The sequence below is a fragment of the Sandarakinorhabdus sp. DWP1-3-1 genome, assembly GCF_049896705.1.
In the GTDB taxonomy this organism is placed as follows: domain Bacteria; phylum Pseudomonadota; class Alphaproteobacteria; order Sphingomonadales; family Sphingomonadaceae; genus Sandarakinorhabdus.
Window position 1 is genome coordinate 87,836 of sequence record NZ_JAFCUV010000003.1, and the last position, 19,270, is coordinate 107,105.

At 69.0% G+C, this 19,270-nt stretch carries 17 protein-coding genes; all 17 read right to left on the reverse strand.

Features of this window, described 5'->3' with window-relative positions; translation table 11 throughout:
• Positions 1–45: 45 nt before the first annotated feature.
• The 17 genes from ftsZ to ACP7AI_RS14235 all read right to left on the reverse strand — a co-directional run bounded on the left by ftsZ (position 46) and on the right by ACP7AI_RS14235 (position 19,160).
• Positions 46–1,509 carry a cell division protein FtsZ gene (gene ftsZ / locus ACP7AI_RS14155; protein ID WP_426168605.1) on the reverse strand — a complete coding sequence of 488 codons (1,464 nt, stop codon included), beginning with the start codon at positions 1,507–1,509 and terminating at the stop codon, positions 46–48.
• 59 nt (positions 1,510–1,568) lie between these two features.
• A complete protein-coding gene (gene ftsA / locus ACP7AI_RS14160; RefSeq protein ID WP_426168608.1) occupies positions 1,569–2,840 on the reverse strand; it encodes a cell division protein FtsA in 1,272 nt (423 codons plus the stop codon).
• Entirely contained in the window at positions 2,840–3,745 is a 906-nt protein-coding gene (locus ACP7AI_RS14165; protein ID WP_426168610.1) for a cell division protein FtsQ/DivIB, read from the reverse strand. The genes ftsA and ACP7AI_RS14165 overlap by 1 nt, the downstream gene beginning before the upstream one ends.
• Complete coding sequence (locus ACP7AI_RS14170; RefSeq protein WP_426168612.1) at positions 3,742–4,689, reverse strand: D-alanine--D-alanine ligase; 948 nt, start codon at positions 4,687–4,689, stop codon at positions 3,742–3,744. Before ACP7AI_RS14170 ends, ACP7AI_RS14165 begins: the two co-directional genes overlap by 4 nt.
• Entirely contained in the window at positions 4,656–5,546 is an 891-nt protein-coding gene (gene murB, locus ACP7AI_RS14175) for a UDP-N-acetylmuramate dehydrogenase (RefSeq protein WP_426168615.1), read from the reverse strand. The genes ACP7AI_RS14170 and murB overlap by 34 nt, the downstream gene beginning before the upstream one ends.
• The gene (murC, locus tag ACP7AI_RS14180) at positions 5,546–6,994 is read right to left on the reverse strand and encodes a UDP-N-acetylmuramate--L-alanine ligase (RefSeq protein ID WP_426168618.1); all 1,449 of its coding nucleotides are present in this window, start codon (positions 6,992–6,994) and stop codon (positions 5,546–5,548) included. Before murC ends, murB begins: the two co-directional genes overlap by 1 nt.
• Entirely contained in the window at positions 6,991–8,082 is a 1,092-nt protein-coding gene (gene murG / locus ACP7AI_RS14185) for an undecaprenyldiphospho-muramoylpentapeptide beta-N-acetylglucosaminyltransferase (RefSeq protein WP_426168621.1), read from the reverse strand. Before murG ends, murC begins: the two co-directional genes overlap by 4 nt.
• Positions 8,079–9,269 (reverse strand): FtsW/RodA/SpoVE family cell cycle protein, encoded by a 1,191-nt coding sequence (locus tag ACP7AI_RS14190; protein WP_426168624.1) that lies wholly within the window; start codon positions 9,267–9,269, stop codon positions 8,079–8,081. Before ACP7AI_RS14190 ends, murG begins: the two co-directional genes overlap by 4 nt.
• Positions 9,270–9,271: 2 nt before the next feature.
• On the reverse strand, positions 9,272–10,552 hold the full coding sequence (gene murD / locus ACP7AI_RS14195) for a UDP-N-acetylmuramoyl-L-alanine--D-glutamate ligase (RefSeq protein ID WP_426168627.1): 1,281 nt from the start codon (positions 10,550–10,552) through the stop codon (positions 9,272–9,274).
• Positions 10,549–11,622, reverse strand: coding sequence for a phospho-N-acetylmuramoyl-pentapeptide-transferase (gene mraY / locus ACP7AI_RS14200; RefSeq protein ID WP_426168630.1), 1,074 nt, complete (start codon positions 11,620–11,622; stop codon positions 10,549–10,551). Before mraY ends, murD begins: the two co-directional genes overlap by 4 nt.
• Entirely contained in the window at positions 11,619–13,031 is a 1,413-nt protein-coding gene (locus ACP7AI_RS14205) for a UDP-N-acetylmuramoyl-tripeptide--D-alanyl-D-alanine ligase (protein ID WP_426168633.1), read from the reverse strand. The genes mraY and ACP7AI_RS14205 overlap by 4 nt, the downstream gene beginning before the upstream one ends.
• Positions 13,028–14,446: a UDP-N-acetylmuramoyl-L-alanyl-D-glutamate--2,6-diaminopimelate ligase gene (locus ACP7AI_RS14210; RefSeq protein WP_426168636.1), complete on the reverse strand. Its 1,419-nt coding sequence runs from the start codon at positions 14,444–14,446 to the stop codon at positions 13,028–13,030. Before ACP7AI_RS14210 ends, ACP7AI_RS14205 begins: the two co-directional genes overlap by 4 nt.
• A 2-nt stretch (positions 14,447–14,448) precedes the next feature.
• The gene (locus ACP7AI_RS14215; RefSeq protein ID WP_426168639.1) at positions 14,449–16,182 is read right to left on the reverse strand and encodes a peptidoglycan D,D-transpeptidase FtsI family protein; all 1,734 of its coding nucleotides are present in this window, start codon (positions 16,180–16,182) and stop codon (positions 14,449–14,451) included.
• Positions 16,183–16,189: 7 nt separating this feature from the next.
• The gene (locus ACP7AI_RS14220; RefSeq protein WP_426168641.1) at positions 16,190–16,966 is read right to left on the reverse strand and encodes a hypothetical protein; all 777 of its coding nucleotides are present in this window, start codon (positions 16,964–16,966) and stop codon (positions 16,190–16,192) included.
• Positions 16,963–17,913 (reverse strand): 16S rRNA (cytosine(1402)-N(4))-methyltransferase RsmH, encoded by a 951-nt coding sequence (gene rsmH, locus ACP7AI_RS14225; protein WP_426168644.1) that lies wholly within the window; start codon positions 17,911–17,913, stop codon positions 16,963–16,965. The genes ACP7AI_RS14220 and rsmH overlap by 4 nt, the downstream gene beginning before the upstream one ends.
• Complete coding sequence (locus tag ACP7AI_RS14230; protein WP_426168646.1) at positions 17,910–18,398, reverse strand: division/cell wall cluster transcriptional repressor MraZ; 489 nt, start codon at positions 18,396–18,398, stop codon at positions 17,910–17,912. The genes rsmH and ACP7AI_RS14230 overlap by 4 nt, the downstream gene beginning before the upstream one ends.
• Positions 18,399–18,848: 450 nt before the next feature.
• Positions 18,849–19,160, reverse strand: coding sequence for a hypothetical protein (locus ACP7AI_RS14235; protein ID WP_426168649.1), 312 nt, complete (start codon positions 19,158–19,160; stop codon positions 18,849–18,851).
• Between the last annotated feature and the right edge of the window lie 110 nt (positions 19,161–19,270).

Below are 19,270 nucleotides of genomic sequence, written 5' to 3' on the forward strand. Positions count from 1 at the left end.
GGCCCGACGGCCCGCACTGCCTTTGCAGCGCGGGCCGGTCGCGGATCAGTTGTTGACCTGCCGCTTGAAGAACGGCGGGATGTCGACCTCGGGGGCACCGGGGACGGGTTCGGGCGCCAGCGTGGCCGTCGGGGCCGGCTTTGGCTTTGGTCCCCGCGACAGGTTCATCATCTTTTCGAACAGGGTCGGCGCGCGTTCCTCTTCGACCGGCGGGTGCATCGGCGCCGGCGGCTGCGGCGGCGCGACGGCTACCGGAGCGTCGGTGGGCGTGAAGCGGAAGGTGTCGAGCGGCACCGGCGCGTCGATGCGCTCGGCATCGGCGAGGTCGATCTCCTCGTCGATCGTCGCTTCGGGCAGGTCGGCATCCATCTCGGCCAGCGCATCGGCGACGACAGGCGTCGTTTCGACGGCGGGCTGCACCGCGACGGGCTTCGGCGCCACCGGGGCGATGACGGGGGCGGTGACCGGCTGGGGCGCGAAGATGCTCGGCTGGCCACCGAAGCCGGCAGCGGCACGCGGCCGCTGCGGCACGACTGCCGCACGCGCCGCGGCGTCGATGCCGGTGGCGACGACCGAGACGCGCATGACGCCGTCGAGATCCTTGTTAAAGGCCGAGCCGACGATGATGTTGGCGTCGGGATCGACCATGTCGCGGATGTGCGTGGCGGCCTCGTCGACTTCCATCAGCCGCAGGTCGTCGCCGCCGGTGATGTTGATGATGACACCCTTGGCGCCGCGCATGCTGACTTCGTCGAGCAGCGGGTTGGCGATGGCCTTTTCGGCGGCTTCGATGGCGCGGCGTTCGCCGGTCGCCTCGCCGGTGCCCATCATCGCCTTGCCCATTTCGGACATGACAGTGCGGATGTCGGCGAAATCGAGGTTGATGAGACCCGGCATGATCATCAGGTCGGTGATGCCGCGGACGCCCTGGTGCAGCACCTGGTCGGCCATCGCGAACGCTTCCTTGAAGGTCGTGTTGGCATTGGCGATCAGGAACAGGTTCTGGTTGGGGATGATGATGAGGGTGTCGACGACCTTCTGCAGTTCGGCGATGCCTTCCTCGGCGGCGCGCATGCGCTTCGAACCTTCGAAGGTGAAGGGCTTCGTCACGACACCGACGGTCAGGATGCCCTTTTCACGGGCGGCACGGGCGACGACGGGGGCTGCACCGGTGCCGGTACCGCCGCCCATGCCGGCGGCGATGAAGCACATGTGCGCGCCTTCGAGGCTCGATTCGAGCTGGTCGAGGGTTTCCTCGGCGGCGGCACGGCCGATCTCGGGACGCGCGCCTGCCCCCAGGCCCTGCGTGATCTTCATGCCCAGCTGGATGCGCGTCGGCGCCTTGCTGCTGGCCAATGATTGCGCATCCGTATTGGCCACAATGAATTCAACGCCCTGAAGATCGGCATTGATCATGTTGGTGACCGCGTTGCAGCCGGCGCCGCCAACGCCGATGACGGTGATCCGCGGCTTGAGCTCGGTCAATTCAGGCCGTTCGAATTCCAGCATCTCGTGTCTCCCCTTCGATCAGGCACACTATATAAGGTATGGGTCAGTTCCAAGCGGCTTCATAAACTTCCGCGAAGTTTTTCGATCATGCTGGCGAGGCGCCCGCCGTTGCCGGTTGGCTTTGGCGGTGCCGCCATGTGCCAGATGTCCGGTACTTCAGCTGCGGCGAACAATACCAGCCCGGCGAGCGTCGCAAACGCCGGTCCGCCCTGCGCCGGCGGCAGTCCGGTCAGTCCGCGCGGCCGGCCGATGCGGACGTTTCGGCCGAGTGACCCCTGCGCGAAATCGGCGATCGAGCGCAGCTCCGCGCCGCCGCCAGTCAGCACCAGCTGCCGCGCCTGCGGACCGACGAATCCCAGTTCGTCGAGCTTCACCTGGACCTCGCGGAACAGCAGGTCGAGCCGGTGGCGGATGACGCCGATGATCTGCGCCTTGGGCACGCGCATCGGTTCGGCCATGGTGTCGTCGCTCATCGGCGGGATCTCGACGGCGTCGTGATTGTCCTTGGGTGTCGCCATCGCCGAGCCGTCGAGGGTCTTCAGTCGCTCGGCATGGCTGCGCCGCGTCGCAAAGGCGGCGGCAAGGTCGTTGGTGATGTCGTGCGCGCCCATCGGGATCGCCGCGACGCCGACCAGCATGCCGTAATTGTGGACGGCGATGGTGGTGACGCCGGCACCGATCTCGATCAGCGCGACGCCCAGCTCGCGTTCCTCGCGTTCCAGCGTCGACAGGCTGGCGGCGAGCGGCGAGGCGACGAGGCTGCGCAGCCCGATATGCGCCTGCTTGATGGCGCGATCGAGGTTCTTCAGCGGCGGCGTGTCGGCGGTGACGACATGGATATCCATGCCGAGCCGATCGGCGTGGAAGCCCAGCGGGCTTTCGACCCCCGGCTGGCCGTCGAGGGCATAAAGCGCCGGCTGGGCATGGACGACGGTGCGGCCGCGCGGATCGATGCGGGCGCGGCCGGCCTGGCGCAGCGTCATCATGTCGGCGGCGGTGATGCTGGCGCCGGCAATGTCGATCTCGGCGGTGGCGACATCGCTGCCGAGGTTGCCGGCCGAGATCGAGGCATGGACGAATTCGACCTGGATGCCCGCGGCGCGCTCGGCCTGGTCCATGGCACCGCGGATGGCGGCCTCGGTCTTTTCGAAATCGGTGACGAGGCCGCGCTTCAGCCCGAAACACGGCTTCTGACCCGTGCCGATCACCCGCGGTTCACCGTCGCCACCGACCAGCGCGATCAGCGCGGCGACCTTCGACGTGCCGACATCGAGGACGGCAATGGTGCGCTCGCCGGTGCCCTTGGGCACCAGGGGGATCTTGGGGGCCATCAGATGGTTGTCGGCTTCTGGGTTTTGGCGGCCTTGGCCGCGGCTTCGAGGGCTTTTTGCACGGCCTGCCCACCGACGGTCATCTGGCCGGGCAGCCGCATGTCGAAGCGTTCGTAGCGCCCGCCGAGCAGTCGGCTCTCGTCCCCCTGCCCCGCATCGAGGCTGGCGAATTTCTTGAATGCCGCGGTGGCGGCGGCGGGCGTGTCGGGCAGCGCCAGCGTCTCGCCGGTCTTGAACTTCAGGTCCCAGCGGCGACCGCCGACCAGGATGGCGGCATCGACCTGGCGCGACAGCGCGGGCGCCGCGGCGGTCAGCAGCAGCAGCTCGCGGACATGGAGGTTGGCGCCCGGGCCGACGACGACCGGCAGGCTGGCGAAGCGTTCGAGGTTGCGCGTCGTGAGCACGCGACCGGTCACATCGACGGCGGCAAAGCGCTGGCGATGCTGCCACAGCGCCGCCGGCTGCCGTTCGACGACGGTGATCGACAGCGTGTCGGGCAGGCGCCGGGCGACACTGGCATCGGCGACCCAGGGCATCGCCAGCAGCCGGTCGCGGATGGCGTGGAGGTCCGCCGCCAGCATCGCGTTGGTCGGCCCCGACAGCGCCGCGTCATAGACGGCGAGCCGCGACAGTTCCCGCGCGCCGTTGATCTCGACATGGCGGATCTCATAGCCGGCATCGGCGGTGCGGTGGACGAAATCCTGCCAGGCGCGCTGCGGAATGCCCATCAGCGAAGTGACGACGGCGGTGGCGAGCAGCACCAGCCCCGCCGCCGCCAGGCCGACATTGCGGCGCAGCGTCGGCGCGCTGACCGGCAGCGCCAGCGTCGCGGGCGCGGGCTTGCGCGCCGCGACCGGCTTGCGCCGCGGCGGCGCGGCGCCGCGTTTCAGGGCAACGGTGCTCATGTCCCCTCCATGGCACTGTCGATCAGACGTTGCACCAGCGTTTCGTAAGAAATGCCCCGCGCCCGCGCCTGTTCGGGCACCAGGCTGAGCGGCGTCATGCCCGGCTGGGTGTTGACTTCAAGGAGGTAGAGCCCCGCTTCCCCCTGCGCCGGATCCCAGCGGAAATCCGACCGCGAGGCGCCGCGGCAGCCGAGCGCGCGATGCGCGTCGAGCGCCATTTTCAGGCACGACGCGGTGATCTCGGCCGGCAGCTCGGCCGGACAGACATGGACGGTCAGCCCGTCGGTATATTTGCTGTCATAGTCATAGAAGCCGTGGGTCGGCTGCAGTTCGGTCACGGCCAGAGCCTCGTCGCCGAGCACCGCCACGGTCAGTTCCTTGCCGGCAATGAAGGGTTCGGCGAGGAGTTCGGTGAATTCGGCCCAGGGGCCCGCGGCGTCGCGGGCGATCGGGTTGCCATAGTTCGACGTATCGGTGACGATGGCGACGCCGACCGAGGAGCCTTCGTTGACCGGTTTCAGCACATAGGGGCGGGGCAGCGGATCGCCGGCATACAGGCTTTCGGAGGCGACCATGCGCCCCGCCGGCATGCGGATGCCCTGCGGCACCAGGATACGCTTGGTCAGTTCCTTGTCGATGGCGATCGCCGAGGTGGTGACGCCGCTATGGGTGTATTTGAGGCCGAGGATATCCATCAGCCCCTGGATGCTGCCGTCCTCCCCAGGCGTGCCGTGGAGCGCGTTGAAGACGACATCGGGAGCGGCGGCGGTGAGCGCCGCGGCGACATTGCGGTCCATGTCGATCTCGGTGACATCATGGCCGAGCGTGCGGCAGGCGGCGGCGATGCCGCGCCCGGAGGTCAGCGACACCTCGCGCTCGGCAGACCAGCCGCCCATGAGGACTGCGACCTTCACTTCGGTGTCCCCACGCGCTGGATTTCCCATTCGAGTTCGATGCCCGACTGCGCCTTGACCCGGGCGCGGACTTCCTCGCCCAAGGCCTCGATATCGGCGCTGGTGGCGGTGCCGGTGTTGATCAGGAAGTTGGTGTGCTTTTCGCTGACCTGCGCGCCGCCGACCGTCAGCCCGCGGCAGCCGGCGGCGTCGACGAGAGCCCAGGCCTTGTGCCCAGGCGGGTTCTTGAAGGTGGAGCCGCCGGTGCGCGAGCGAAGCGGCTGGGAGGCTTCGCGCTCGGCGGCGATGCGGTCCATCTCGGCGGTGATGGCGGTCTTGTCGCCGGGGGTGCCGCGGAAACCGGCGGCGACCACGATGGCGTCGTCGGGCAGGTCGGAATGGCGATAGGTAAAGCCGAGCGCATCGAGATCGATGACCCGCTGCTCACCGGAGCGCAGGACGACCGTCGCATCGACCAGCACATCGGCCGTTTCGCGACCGTAGGCGCCGGCGTTCATCCGCACCGCACCACCGACGGTCCCGGGAATACCGCGCATGAATTCGAGGCCGGCAAGGCCATGGTCGCGTGCCGTGCTGGCGAGAAGGATGCCCGGCGTGCCAGCGCCCGCGACGAGCCGATCGCCGGTTACATCGACGCCGGAAAAGCCCTTGCCGAGCCGCACGGTGACGCCCGGCAAGCCGCCATCGCGAACGATGAGATTGGAGCCGAGACCCAGCGGCTTGACCGGCACCGCGGGGTCGAGCGCGCGCAGGAAGTCCTGCAGGTCGGCAACATCGGCGGGTTCGAAAAGCCATTCGGCAGCGCCACCGGACTTGAACCAGACAAGCGGCGCCAGCAGGGCCCCGGCGGTCAGCCGGCCACGCACCTGCGGAGGCGCCAGCGTCATCATCCGGCGCGCGCCTTGTCGATGGCCGCGGCCAGGCCGGCCGCCCATTTCGTGATGTCGCCGGCGCCGAGGCAGACGACCATGTCGCCCGGGCGCGCGTCGGCGGCGAGCTTCGCCGCGAGATCGTCGGCGCCGGTCACCGTCACAGCGGCGCGATGCCCGGCGGCGAGCAGCCCGGCGGCCAGCGCCTCGGCGTCGATGCCCTCGATCGGCGCTTCGCCGGCGGTGTAGACAGGGGCGACATAGACCGCATCGGCATCGTTGAAGGCGGCCTGGAACTCGGTCATCAGGTCGCGCAGCCGAGTGAAGCGGTGCGGTTGAACGACCGCCAGCACCCGCCCCTGCGCACCCTCGCGGGCTGCCGCCAGCACGGCGCGGATTTCGACCGGGTGATGGCCGTAGTCGTCGATGATCGTCACCCCACCCGTCTCCCCAACGTTGGTGAAGCGGCGCTTGACCCCGCCGAAGCGCGCAAAGCCGGTGCGGATGGCGTCGTCGGAAATCCCCAGTTCGATCGCCACGGCGACGGCGGCGAGCGCGTTCAGCACATTGTGGCGGCCGGGCATCGGCAGCATCAGGTCGGGGATGGTGCGCGACGATTCATTGGCCCCGTCGCGGGTGCGGACGATGACGCTGAAACTGTTGCCACCCGGCACCGGGGTGACGGTTTCCCCGCGGACGTCGGCTGTCGCCGAAAAGCCATAGGTGACGATGCGGCGATCGCCGACGCGCGGGATCAGCGCCTGGACCTCGGGGTGGTCGATGCACAGGATGCCGGCGCCGTAGAACGGAATCTTGTGGATGAATTCGGCAAAGGCCGCGCGGACCTGATCGAAATCGCCCCAGTGATCGAGGTGCTCGGGATCGATGTTGGTGACGATGCCGAAGGTGCCACCGAGCCGGAGGAAGCTGCCGTCGCTCTCGTCGGCCTCCACCACCATCCATTCGCTCGTCCCCAGCCGGGCGTTGGAGCCATAGGTGTTGATGATGCCGCCGTTGATGACCGTCGGGTCGAGCCCGCCGGCGTCGAGCAGCGCCGCCACCATCGATGTCGTCGTCGTCTTGCCGTGCGTGCCGGCGACGGCGACGCAGCTTTTCAGCCGCATCAGTTCGGCCAGCATTTCGGCGCGGCGCACCACCGGCAGGCGGCGGGCGCGGGCGGCGACGACTTCCGGGTTGTCGGGCTTGATCGCCGTCGAGGTCACCAGCACTGCGGCATCGGCGACATTGTCGGCGCTCTGGCCGATGAACACTTTGATGCCCTTGGCGCGCAACCCTTCGACGACATAGCCCTCGGCGCTGTCGGACCCCTGCACGGCAAAGCCCAGATTGGCCATCACCTCGGCGATGCCCGACATGCCGATGCCGCCGATGCCGACGAAGTGGATGACGCCGATGTCGGTGCGGAAACCAGGGCGCAATCCAGAAGACGTGGGTGACAGGTTCATGAGGCGGATCCGGTGGCGATGACAAGGTCGGCGAGGCGCGCGGCCGCGTCGGGATGGCCGGCGGAGCGGGCGCCGGCGGCGGCGGTGGCCAGCGCTTTCGGGTCTGCCAGCCAGCCGGTCAAGGCCTCGGCCACGCGCTCCGGCGTGAAATGCGGCTGCGGCACGACGATGGCGCCGCCGGCCGCCGCCATGCCGTTGGCATTGTCGGTCTGGTGGTCGTCGGTGGCGATCGGCAGCGGCACCAGGATCGCCGGGCGGCCGGCAACGGCAAGCTCTGCCACCGTCGACGCGCCGGCGCGGGCGATGACGACATGGGCCCGCGCGATCTCCGCCGGCAAATCGGTGAAATAGGCGCGGATATCGGCGCCGACCCCGGCGGCGCGATAGGCCTCCGCCATCATCACGGCATCCTCGTCGCGGCCCTGGTGGGTGACGTCGAGCCGCGCGCGCAGCGTTTCGGGCAGCAGCGCGACGGCGGCCGGCACGACGCTGTTGAGGATGGCGGCGCCCTGGCTGCCGCCGGTCACCAGCAACCGGAGCCGCGGGCTGTCGGCGACGAACGGCACGGCGCGGGCAGCCACGATCTCGGTGCGCACCGGATTGCCGGTGAGCACCGTCCGCGCCGCCCAGCCGCCATCGAGGCGGCGGACCCGGGCATAGCTTGTGGCGATGCGCGCGACACGGGGAGCGAGGAAGCGATTGACCCGGCCGAGCACGGCATTCTGTTCATGGACGAGGCTCGGCAGCTTGAGCGACAGCGCGGCCAGCAGCGATGGCAGCGCCGGATAGCCACCGAAACCGATGACGGCACTGGGCCGCAACTCGCGGAACAAGGCCCGGGCCGCCCCCCGCCCGCGCCAGATGCTCATCGCCACCGCCGGTAGCGTCCGCCAGCCCGAGCGGCCGGGCGAGCCGCTGTCGACGACGGTGCGCGGCACGCCGTCGAACAGACCCGGAAAGCGCAAGCCGCGCGTGTCGGTGACCAGATGGACGGCATGGCCGCGGGCGCGCAGTTCGAGCGCCAGCACATGCGCCGGCACCATATGGCCGCCGGTGCCGCCGGCGGCGAGGATGTATAAGCCGCTCACCCGGCCCGCCAGCGTTCGACATAGGGCGAGGCCTTGAGGAACGGATTGCGCCGGGTCAGCGCCAGCAACAGGCCCATGCCGAGGCTCAATGCCAGGAACGACGAGCCGCCATGGCTGATGAACGGCAGCGTCATGCCCTTCGACGGCATCAGCTTCAGGTTGACCGCCATGTTGATCGTCGCCTGCAGGCCGAACTGCGTGGCGAGGCCGCCCGCGGCGAGCAGCACGAAGGGTTCGTCCTCGTCGAGCATCATCAGGAAGACGCGGACGACGATGGCGATGTAGAGCCCGGCGACGACGAGGCAGGCGATCATGCCGAATTCCTCGCCGATGACGCTGAAGATATAGTCGGTCTGCGGCTCCGGCAGGCGGAACTTCATCTGGCCCTCACCGGGGCCGACGCCGAACAGTCCGCCGGCACGATAGCAATCGAGCGCCTTGTCGATCTGGTAGGTGTCGCCACCGCCGGTCAGGAACTTGTCGATGCGCGACGAGACATGGTCGACGGTGAGATAGGCGATGCCGAGCCCGAGCGTGCCGGCGACGGCCAGCACGCCGAGCACCCACAGCGACATGCCGGCAAGCACGGCCTGGACCAGCCAGACGATGGCGATGAGCGCCGTCTGGCCGAAATCGGGCTGGCGGATCAGCAGCAGCGCGACGATCGCCAGCAGGCCGAAGCTCAGCTGCATCGTCGGGATGGTGCGGTCGTCGAAGCGCAGCGCCAGCAGCCAGGCGGTGGTGACGACGAACATCGGCTTGAAGAATTCCGACGGCTGGAACTGGAACCCGGGCAGCGCGATCCAGCGCTGGGCGCCATTGGTCGTCGCGCCGATCACCGGCACCAGCAGCAGCGCGACCAGGAAAACGACGGTGCCGATCAGCCCGACGCGCTTGGCCCATTGCACCGGCAGCATCGAAACGCCGAGCATCAGCGGCAGGCCGATGACCACCCAGAGGATTTGGCGTTTCAGGAAAAACAGATCGTCGTACTTGAACGCCGCGCCCGACAGGCGCTGTGCCGCGGCCGGCGACGCGGCGGCGACGGCGATGATGCCGATGCCGATCAGCGCGAAGACAAAGGTCAACAGCAGCTTGTCGGTGGTCCAGAACCAGCGGCCGAGCCACGATCGGTCGCCGCGCGAGAAAGCCGCACCGGGCGCCGGGGTCCAGGGACGCGTCGCCATGTCTACAGGGCCTCCACCAGGGCACGGAACGCCAGCCCACGCGCCTCGAAATCACGGAACTGGTCGAAACTGGCGCAGGCCGGCGACAGCAGCACGGTATCGCCGGGCCGCGCCGCCGCCGCGGCATCGGCGACCGCCTGGGCCAGCGTGCCCGATTGCGTCACCGGCAGCAGCGGCGCGAGAATGGCGCCGAACAGCGGCGCCGCTTCGCCGATCAGATAGGCGGCGCGCACGCCCTTCAGGAACGGCTTGACCGCATCGAGGTCGGCACCCTTGGCGCGCCCGCCGGCGATCCAGTGGGTGTTGGGGAATGCCGCCAGCGCCGGCGCCGAGCTGTCGGGGTTGGTCGCCTTGGAATCATTGACCCAGAGCACGCCGGCTTTTTCGGCGATGCGCTCCATCCGGTGCGGCAGGCCCAGATAGCTGCGCAGGCCCGCGGCGATCTCCGCATCGGTCAGGCCGAGCGCCGCGCAGGCAGCGACGGCGGCGCGGGCATTCTGGAGGTTGTGCGGTCCCTGCAGCGCCGGCCATTCGGCCTGGTCGCCGGCCTCGACATCCTCGATGAACTGGATCTCGGGCTCCTCGGCCGCGTCGAGAACATCGTGGTTGGTCTCGGCATCCCAGCCGACGATGGCGGGGCGAAACGGCGACTGCATGGCGAACAACCGGGCCTTGGCGGCGACATAGGCGTCCATGCTGCCGTGGCGCTCGAGATGGTCGGGGGTGATGTTGAGGAGGATCGCCACGTCGCAGTCGAGGCTGAAGGTGATGTCGAGCTGGTAGCTGCTGAGTTCCAGCACATAGACCCCGCCTGCCGGCAGCGGTTCCTGCGCCAGGATCGGCAGGCCGATGTTGCCGGCCATGGTGGTCGGCGCGCCGGCGGCGGCGAGCATGTGGTGGACGAGGGCGGTCGTCGTCGATTTGCCGTTGGTGCCGGTGATGCCGACGACGCGGTGTTCGGGCAAGGCATCCCGGGCCTGGGCGAACAGCTCGATGTCGCCGATGACGGGCACGTCGGCGGCGATCGCCTTGGCGAACAACGGCGCGTCGTGCGGGACACCCGGTGACACGACCAACGCCTCGATCGTCGTCAGGTCGATGTCGTGGAGGTTGGTGAGGTCGCCGCAACCATCCTTGGCGAAGGCGTCGCGCGCCGCCTCCCCATCGTCCCAGCTGAGGCAGGTGGCACCCGATGCCGTCAAGGCGGCCACCGTCGCCTTGCCGCTGCGGGCGAGGCCGTAGACGCCAAAGGTTTTGCCGGCAAAGGCGGGGGAGGTGATCACCGCAGCTTCAACGTCGCGAGGCCGGCGAGCGCCAGCACGATCGAGATGATCCAGAAGCGGATGACGACGGTCGATTCCGCCCAGCCCAATTGTTCGAAATGATGGTGGATCGGCGCCATGCGGAATACCCGCTTGCCGGTCATCTTGAAGCTGGCGACCTGGACGATGACGCTGACGGTTTCGAGGACGAACAGCCCGCCGATGACGACCAGCACCAGTTCATGGTTGGTGATGACCGCAATGCTGCCGAGTGCGCCGCCCAGGGCGAGGCTGCCGGTGTCGCCCATGAACACCGCCGCCGGCGGGGCGTTGTACCAGAGGAACCCCAGGCACGCGCCGATCAGCGCCGCGGCGAACACCGCGAGCTCGCCCGAGCCGGGGACATGGTGGATGCCGAGATAGTCCGAAAAGCGGATGTTGCCGACCAGATACGCAATGATCGCGAACGCCGAGGCGGCGATGACGACCGGCATCGTCGCCAGCCCGTCGAGTCCGTCGGTCAGGTTCACCGCATTGCCGAAACCGGTGATGATGAAGGCGGCAAAGGCGATGTAGAAAAAGCCCAGGCCCAGCCCCGCGTCCTTGAGGAACGGCAGGTACAGCGTCGTTCCGGTCTTGCTGGCGATCCAGGTGCAGGCGAGGCCGGCGATGAAGAATTCGATCAGCAGCCGGGTGCGACCCGAAACGCCCTTGGCGCTGCGCTTCGTCACCTTGTCGTAATCGTCCATGAAACCGATGGCGCCGAAGCCCAGCGTCACGAACAGGCTGGCCCAGACGAAACCGTTGGCGGTGTCCATCCACAGCAGCGTCGAGATCGTCATCGCGATCAGGATCATCAGCCCGCCCATCGTCGGCGTGCCCTTTTTCGTCAGCAGGTGCGACGCCGGGCCGTCCTCGCGGATCGGCTGGCCCTTGCCCTGGCGGCTGCGCAGGAAGGTGATGAAGCGCGGCCCGATGAACAGCGCGATGACCAGCGCCGTCACCAGCGCCCCGACCGAACGGAAGGTGATGTAGCGGAACAGGTTGAGGATGCCCTCGAAGCCCGCCCAATAGGCCAACAGGTTGATCAAGCCGCTGTCTCCCCACCGCCGAGCGGCGCCACGATCCGACCGCGCAACGTCGCCACGACGTCACCGAGCCGCAGGCTGTTGGAACCCTTCACCAGCAGAACGTCGTCCGCTCCGAGCAGCCGGTCGATCTCGGTCTGCGCGGCCGGCGCATCGGCAACGTGGCGGACATCTAGCCGCCGGGCGAGCGCCGCCGCCAGCGGTTTCATCTCGTTACCCACAACTATTATGCTCGAAACGCCCGCGGCCACCACATGTGGTGCCAGGTCGGCATGAAATTCGTCCGACAGCGACCCCAGCTCACGCATCCCGCCGAGCAGCGCCAGCCGGCGCCCGGTGCGCGCCGGAGCGATGTCCCCCAGCACCGCCAGCGACGCCGCCATCGAGGCGGGATTGGCGTTGTAGCTTTCGTCGATGACGATGGCGCTGCCGCCCTCGACGCCCACCCGCAGTCGCTGGCCGCGGCCCGGCAGGTCCGACAGTTCGGCGAGCGCCAGCCCGGCCAGCGCCAAGTCGCCGCCGGCGGCATGGACCGCCGCCAGCACGGCCAGCGCATTGCCGACCCAGTGCCTGCCGGCCATGCCGATCTTGAAGGTCAGCCGATGCTCCCCGACCCGCGCCGTCACGCACGAGCAGTCGGGATGCAGCGCCACCGCCTCGGCATGGACATCGGCGGCGGGATCGAGGCCGAAGGTGATGATGTGAGCGGCATGGTCGCGGGCATGGCCGAGCAGCCGGTCGCGGTGGATATTGTCGTATGGCACGATCGCCGTGCCGCCGGGCAACAGTCCTGAGAAGATCTCGCCCTTGGCATCGGCGATGTCTTCTTCGCTGGCGAAGAATTCGCGATGCGCCGAGGCGACCCAGGTGACGATGGCGACCTGCGGCCGGACCAGCGCCGTCAGCGCCGCCAGCTCGCCGGCATGGTTCATCCCCATCTCGAACACGCCGAAGCGGCTGTCGCGCGGCATGCGGGCGAGGCTCAAGGGCACGCCGGTGTGGTTGTTGTAGCTTTTCACCGAGGCATGGACGGCATCGGGCGCAAAGCGCGTCAGCGCCAGCCGCAGCGCTTCCTTGACGCCGGTCTTGCCGACCGAGCCGGTAACGCCGATGCGCAGCGCCGGCGACCGGTCGCGGGCGGCGGCGGCGAGCGCATAGAGGCCGGCGGTGGTGTCGGCGACGCGGACATGCGGGTGGTCGCTGTCCGCCGACACCAGCAGCCCGGCGGCGCCGCGATCGATCGCCTGGGGCAGAAAACGATGGCCGTCATCGGCCTCGCCCTTCAACGCGATGAACAATTCGCCGCCGATGACCTCGCGGCTGTCGAAGGTGACGCCGTTGGCGCTGAAATCACCATGGGCCGTCCCGCCGGTGGCGGTGGCGATTTCCGCGGCCGTCCAGAGCGGACTCATGCCGCGCACTCCCGCGCCACCTGGACGTCGTCGAAGGGCAGCACCCGGTCGCCGACCACCTGGCCCTGTTCATGGCCCTTGCCGGCGACGAGGACGATGTCGTCGGCGCCGCTTTCGGCGATCGCGGCAGCGATGGCGCTGCGCCGGTCGCCGATTTCGCTGGCGCCTGGCGCGGCGGCCATGATGGCGGCACGGATCGTGGCGGCGTCCTCGCTGCGCGGATTGTCGTCGGTGACGATCACCCGGTCGGCGGTGCGCACCGCGGTTTCGCCCATCAGCGGCCGCTTGCCCTGGTCGCGGTCGCCGCCGGCGCCGAAGACGAGGATCAGCCGGCCCTTGGCATGCGGGCGCAGCGCCGCGGCGGCCGCCTCGAGCGCATCGGGGGTATGGGCATAGTCGACATAGACCGCAGCGCCGGAGCGAGCGATGACGGCGCGCTCCAGCCGGCCGCGCACCGGCTGGACGCGGGCGAGATTGGACAGGGTCGCCGCGACCGCGCCGCCGGTGGCGACGACCAGTCCGGCCGACACCAACGCATTGGCGGCCTGATAGGCACCGATCAACGGCAGCTGGACCTTGTGGACCTGGCCCTCGGCCTCGATCTCCAGCGCCTGGCCCAGTTGTGTCGGGGTGCGCGACACCAGCCGCAGCGTCTCTCCGGCGCTGCCGACGGTCAGCAGCCGCAGGCCGCGCGCCTTCGCGGCAGCGATCACCTGCGCCGACCAGTCACCGTCATCGGCCCAGACCACCGCCGCGCCGTCGCTGTCGACGACATCGGTGAACAGCCGCAACTTGGCGGCGAAATAGGCCTCCATCGTGCCATGGTAGTCGAGGTGATCGCGCGACAGGTTGGTGAAGGCGGCCGCCGCGACCGGCAGCCCTTCGGTGCGAAACTGGTCGAGGCCATGGCTCGACGCCTCGAAGCTGGCGTGGCTGATGCCCTCGCGCTGCAGGCCGGCCATGTTGGCGAGGAAGGTCACGACGTCGGGCGTGGTCAATCCCGTCGACACCTGGTCGTTGACGGTGGTCACGCCCAGCGTGCCGATGCTGGCGGCAACCTGGCCGGCGACGTGCCAGAGCTGCCGGGTCAGTTCCGCCGTCGATGTCTTGCCGTTGGTACCGGTCACCGCGACCGTCACCGCCGGGAATGGCGCAAAGAAGCGCGCCGCCGCCCGGGCGAACACGGCGCGCGGTTCGTCGGCATGGATGGCCAGCGCGCCATCGACCGGCACGCCGGTGCGCGTCACCACGGCGATGGCGCCGGCGGCGATGGCGGCGGGGATGTAATCCTCGCCATTCACCCGCGCGCCGCGGAACGCGCCGAAGATGGTGCCGGGCGCGACCTTGCGGTGATCGAGGGCGAAGCCGGTGACGGTTGCGCTGCCGCCACCGTCCACGAGGTCGCCGAGCCGCACGCCTATTCCTCGACCGTGTCGGCGGCCTTGGGCGACACCGCGCTCAGATCCATGTCGCGGCCGGCTTCGGGCGGCACGCCGAGGATCGGGCCGATCTTCCCGATCAGCCGGCTTGTCGCCGGAGCGATGGTCATGCCGGCGGTCTTGAAGCCGAAACTGGTCTTGCTGCCCTTGGGATCGTCGATCATCATCACCGTGACATAGCGCGGCGCGTCCATCGGGAAGGCGGCGGCAAAGGTCGACACGTTCTGGCCATGGACATAGCGGCCGTTGATGACCTTTTCGGCCGTCCCGGTCTTGCCGCCGACGCGATAGCCCGGCGCCTCGGCCTTGCGCCCGGTGCCGCTGGTGACGACCAGCCGCAGCAGCGCCCGCATGGTGTCGGAGGTCGCCGCACCGAAGACGCGGTGGCCAGGGACCGGCGTTCCCGGCGCGACCTTCAACAGCGTCGGATTGTGATAGATGCCGCCGTTGACCAGCGCCGCATAGCCGGCGGCAAGGTGCAGCGGCGTCACCGAAATGCCATGGCCATAGCCGATCGTCATCGTCGCCAGCTCGCCCCAATTGGACCAGGGCGGGAACTGCGGACGCGAACGCTCGCCGAGCTCGAAGTCGACCTGCTTCAGGAACCCCAGCTTGTCGAGCATCTCGCGCTGGCGCTCGCGACCGATTTCCTGGGCGATGCGCGCGGTGCCGATGTTCGACGAATGGATGAAGATGTCGGGGACGTTCAGCCAGCGGTTGAGCGCATGGTCGTCGTGGATGACCTTGCGGCCGACGACCAGCGGGCGGGTCGCGTCCCAGGTCTTCTGCATCGACGGGATGACGCCGGTGTCGAGCCCGCTGGCAATGGTGAATGCCTTGAAGGTCGAGCCCAGCTCGAACGTGGCAAAGGTCGCCTGGTTGTAGCGCGAGGCGTCGTCGGACTTGCCCGGCGCATTGGGGTTGAAATCGGGCTGCGAGGTCATCGCCAGGATCTCGCCGGTGCGGACGTCCATGACGATGCCGGCGGCGCCGGCGGCGCGCTGGTCCAGATAGACGCTGCGCAGTTCATGCTCCAGCGCCTGCTGCACCCGCACGTCGAGCGCAAGCTGCAGCGGGGTGCCGCGTGTCGCATCGGCGGCGAGCCGCTTGTCGAACTCCTTTTCCAGCGCCACGGCGCCGACGCCCTTGTCGTTGGTATAGCCGATGACATGGCTGGCGAGGTTGAAATTGGGGTACAGCCGCTCGGCCTCGCGGCGCAGGTAGATGGCGGGTTCGCCAAGGTCGTTGATGCGCTTGGCCTCGCTCGGCAGCACGCGGCGGGCGATGTAGCGGAACTGGCCCTTGTGGGTCAGCTCCATCAGGATTTCGGCCTCGGTCTTTTCGGTCAGGATCGCGGCGATCCTGCGCGCCAGCACCTGCGGGTTGCCGGCCAGCTTGCGCGGCTCGACCGAGATGGCGAACGCCTCGAAGGTGCGCGCCAGCTCGTTGCCGTTGCGATCGACGATGTCGGCGCGCGGCGGCGCGGCGCTCGCCCGCTCGCGGGTGGCGACCGGCTGCGCCTCGAACACGGCAAGGTCGGTCAGCCGCATGCCGATGACCGGCGGCACGGCAAGGAACAGCAGCAGCAGGATGACCAGCCGCTGGCGCGCCAGCCCCTGCGCCGCCTGGCGCTGCCCGGCGAGCGGCACTTGCGGTGCGGGCGTGCCGGCGGCGTCGCCGGTCCGCCAGGGAACTGCAATCAACCCGGCCATGCCTGGATCACTGCCCCCCGTCGGGAAGCAGATCGCGCGGCGCGCCGGCGGCCGGCGCGGCATCGAGGCTGGCGCCGATGTCGGCAACCATCGACGATGCCGACGGGCGCGACATGGCCGGGCGGACGCTGGCCACCGCCTGGAAGGCGGGCTTGACCGGCACCTGGAAGGCCGGCTTCACCGACGCCTGGAAGGCGGGCTTCACCACAGCCTGGAAGGCGGGCTTCACCACTGCCTGGAAGGCAGGCTTAGCCACCGCCTGGAAGGCAGGCTTAGCCACTGCCTGGAAGGCGGGCTTCACCGGCGCCTGATAGCTGGCGGTCACCAGCCTTGCGGTCGTCGCGACGGGCGGTGCCAGGCCGGGGCCACGAACATCGGGACCGGGGACATAGGCGGCGCGCACGAGCGGCGCGGTCGGCGCCGCGACCTCGGTCGGCGCGGTCACCGCATAGCGGACGACGGCGCTGTCCGCAGGGGCGACTCCGGCAGGCGGCGCCGGCGCCACGAAGCTGGCGAGCTGCACCGGCGAGCGCAGATACTGCTGCGCCGACGGTGCCGACATCTGCAGCACGCTGTCGTTCCAGCGCTGCATTTCGGGGAAACGCGCGCGAGTGCGCAGTTCGGCCTGCAGGTTGCGCATGTCGCGGGCGTCGAGCACGATCTGGCGGCGCAGGCGCTCGACGGCGGCGCGCTCCGCCGAAACCTTCAGGTTGATCGTGTAGCTGCCGATCGCCGCCGCCGTCGTGACGAACAGCATCAACGCGGATCCACCATAGTTTCTCATGCGGACCTCCTCATCATGTCATTCGAAATCCAGGCCGGCGCGGCGGTGCGGACGGCAGCGCGCAGCGTTGCGGAGCGGGCACGCGGATTGGCGGCGACCTCGGCATCGGACGGACGCACGGCCCGCGCCGGTCGTTCGAAACTGGCGGCGCGCGGGCGCACCGCCGCCGGCAGGTGGCGCGACCCGGCCGGGGCACCGCCGGACCGGTCGCGCAGGAACAGCTTGACCTGGCGATCCTCGGCGGAATGGAAACTAACGACGGCGAGCCGGCCACCGGGGCGCAGCAGGCGCTCGGCGGCGGCGAGGCCCATGTCGAGCTGGCCGAGCTCGTCGTTCACATGGATGCGCAGCGCCTGGAAGGTGCGGGTGGCGGGGTCGCTCTTCTTGCCGGGCTGGGCACCGAGGACGCTGCGCACCAGCCGCGCCAGTTCCGACGTGCGGGTCAGCGGGCGATCGTTGACGATGGCGCGCGCGATGCGGCGGGCGCCGGGCTCGTCGCCCAGCTTGAACAGCACATCGGCGATCTCGGCCTCGGTCGCCGTGTTGATGAAATCGGCGGCGGTCATGCCGTCCTGCCCCATGCGCATGTCGAGCGGACCGTCGGACTGAAAGGAAAAGCCGCGTTCCGGCTGGTCGATCTGCATCGACGAGACACCGATATCGAAGGCAATGGCATCGGCGGCATCGATGCCATGGTCGGCCAGCCCGGCCTCCATGTCGGCGAAGGGCCGGTTGATCAGGATGACATCGCCATGGGCGGCGATATCGGCGTTGAGCGCGATGGCACTGGCGTCGCGATCGAAACCGATGGCGCGGCCCAGCCCGACGGCGCGGGCGGCGCGCAGATAGCCGCCGGCCCCCAGCGTCGCATCGACATAGACATCGCCCGGCTGCAGCCGCAGCGCCGCCAGGGTTTCGGCGAGCAGGACGGGGACGTGCCCGCTCATCGTGCCGGTTCCGTCATTGGAAGCCCGCGGGCCTCCATCTCGCGGCGCAGGATGCGCAGCATGCGCGGCTCGACGCCCGCCTGTTCGAGGAAGCGATAGGGGTTCCACATCTGGAACCAGTTGCCGCCGGCGACGAACCAGACATGGCCGTTGATGTCGCCCAGGTCCTTCAACCCGGCGGTCATCACGATGCGGCCGGCGTCGTCGATCTTGAAGGCGCTCGTCGAACCGAACAGCGCCATGGCGCGAAATGCGCCTTCGGCGGTTTCCTCGTCGACGGCCTGGGCGTCGAGGCGGTTCTGCAGCACCTGGTGATAGGATTTGTCATAGCCGATCAGGCAGTCGAGGCCGCGGGCGGGGCCGATGTAGAGATCCTTGGTGCCGGACCGCGCCACGATGGCGTCACGAAACTCCGCCGGAATCGACAGACGATTCTTCGTGTCGACCGCGTTCAGCGCATATCCGATGAAGGATTCGTACGACACTCACCCGCCCCATCAGTGAGAGAAGGCGGCCCAATGTCGGACGTTACCGGTTCAATCCGGTCCCACGCTTTCACCTGACCACGCAGCGACGATTCCCGCCCTCACTGTGGACAAGCTGTATCATGGGAAATCGTGGGTCTCAATGGATATTCATGGTCTGGAAGTGTGATTCATGGGGATATCCATGGTAAAACGGCAGTACAAAAACATCCGTTCCGGTTTTGATCTTGCTCCCGGAGCCTGTGGATAACCATGTGGTCAATTGTCGGCTAGTGGCGGGAAAAACCCGGGAGTGTCGCCGCTAGACCGCAAGCTGCAGTTCACCCGACGCGCTGCCCGATCGGCGCATGCCGGCAGCGGCGGCCCGGACGTCGGTGCGCGGGCGAGAGCCGCGTGGACAGCAAATGCCGGCAGGTTCAGGCGCCGTCGTCCCGCGCCGGCGGAACAGGCCTAGGTGCGGGTGGCGCGAACCTGGACGGGGCGCCGCTGGCCCTTGTCGTCGAACCTGGCCGGGCCGGTCCCGGGCGCGACGCCGAGCACGGCGAGCGGTTCAGCCTGTGAATCCACCGGGGCCGCGGAAGCGCCCGGCCGCATACCGGCCGACGCGATCAGGAACAGCAGGAAAATGGCGGCCAGCCCGGTCACGCCCCAGCGCACGCGCTGGGCCGCTGCCGCACCGATCAACCGATCGGCGGCGCCCCGGCGCGCGGCCGGGCTTTCCATGGACTGCCGAGTGCCGGGAAGGCGGTTCAGCAAAGACATCGACCCTCGCATTTAGTCGTTGGACCGACCCGGATCGTTGCCGGGGCGGCGTGACAATCGGGCCCGGCGATTGCCAAACCCGATGCACAAGACGTGCGCGTTAAGGGCAT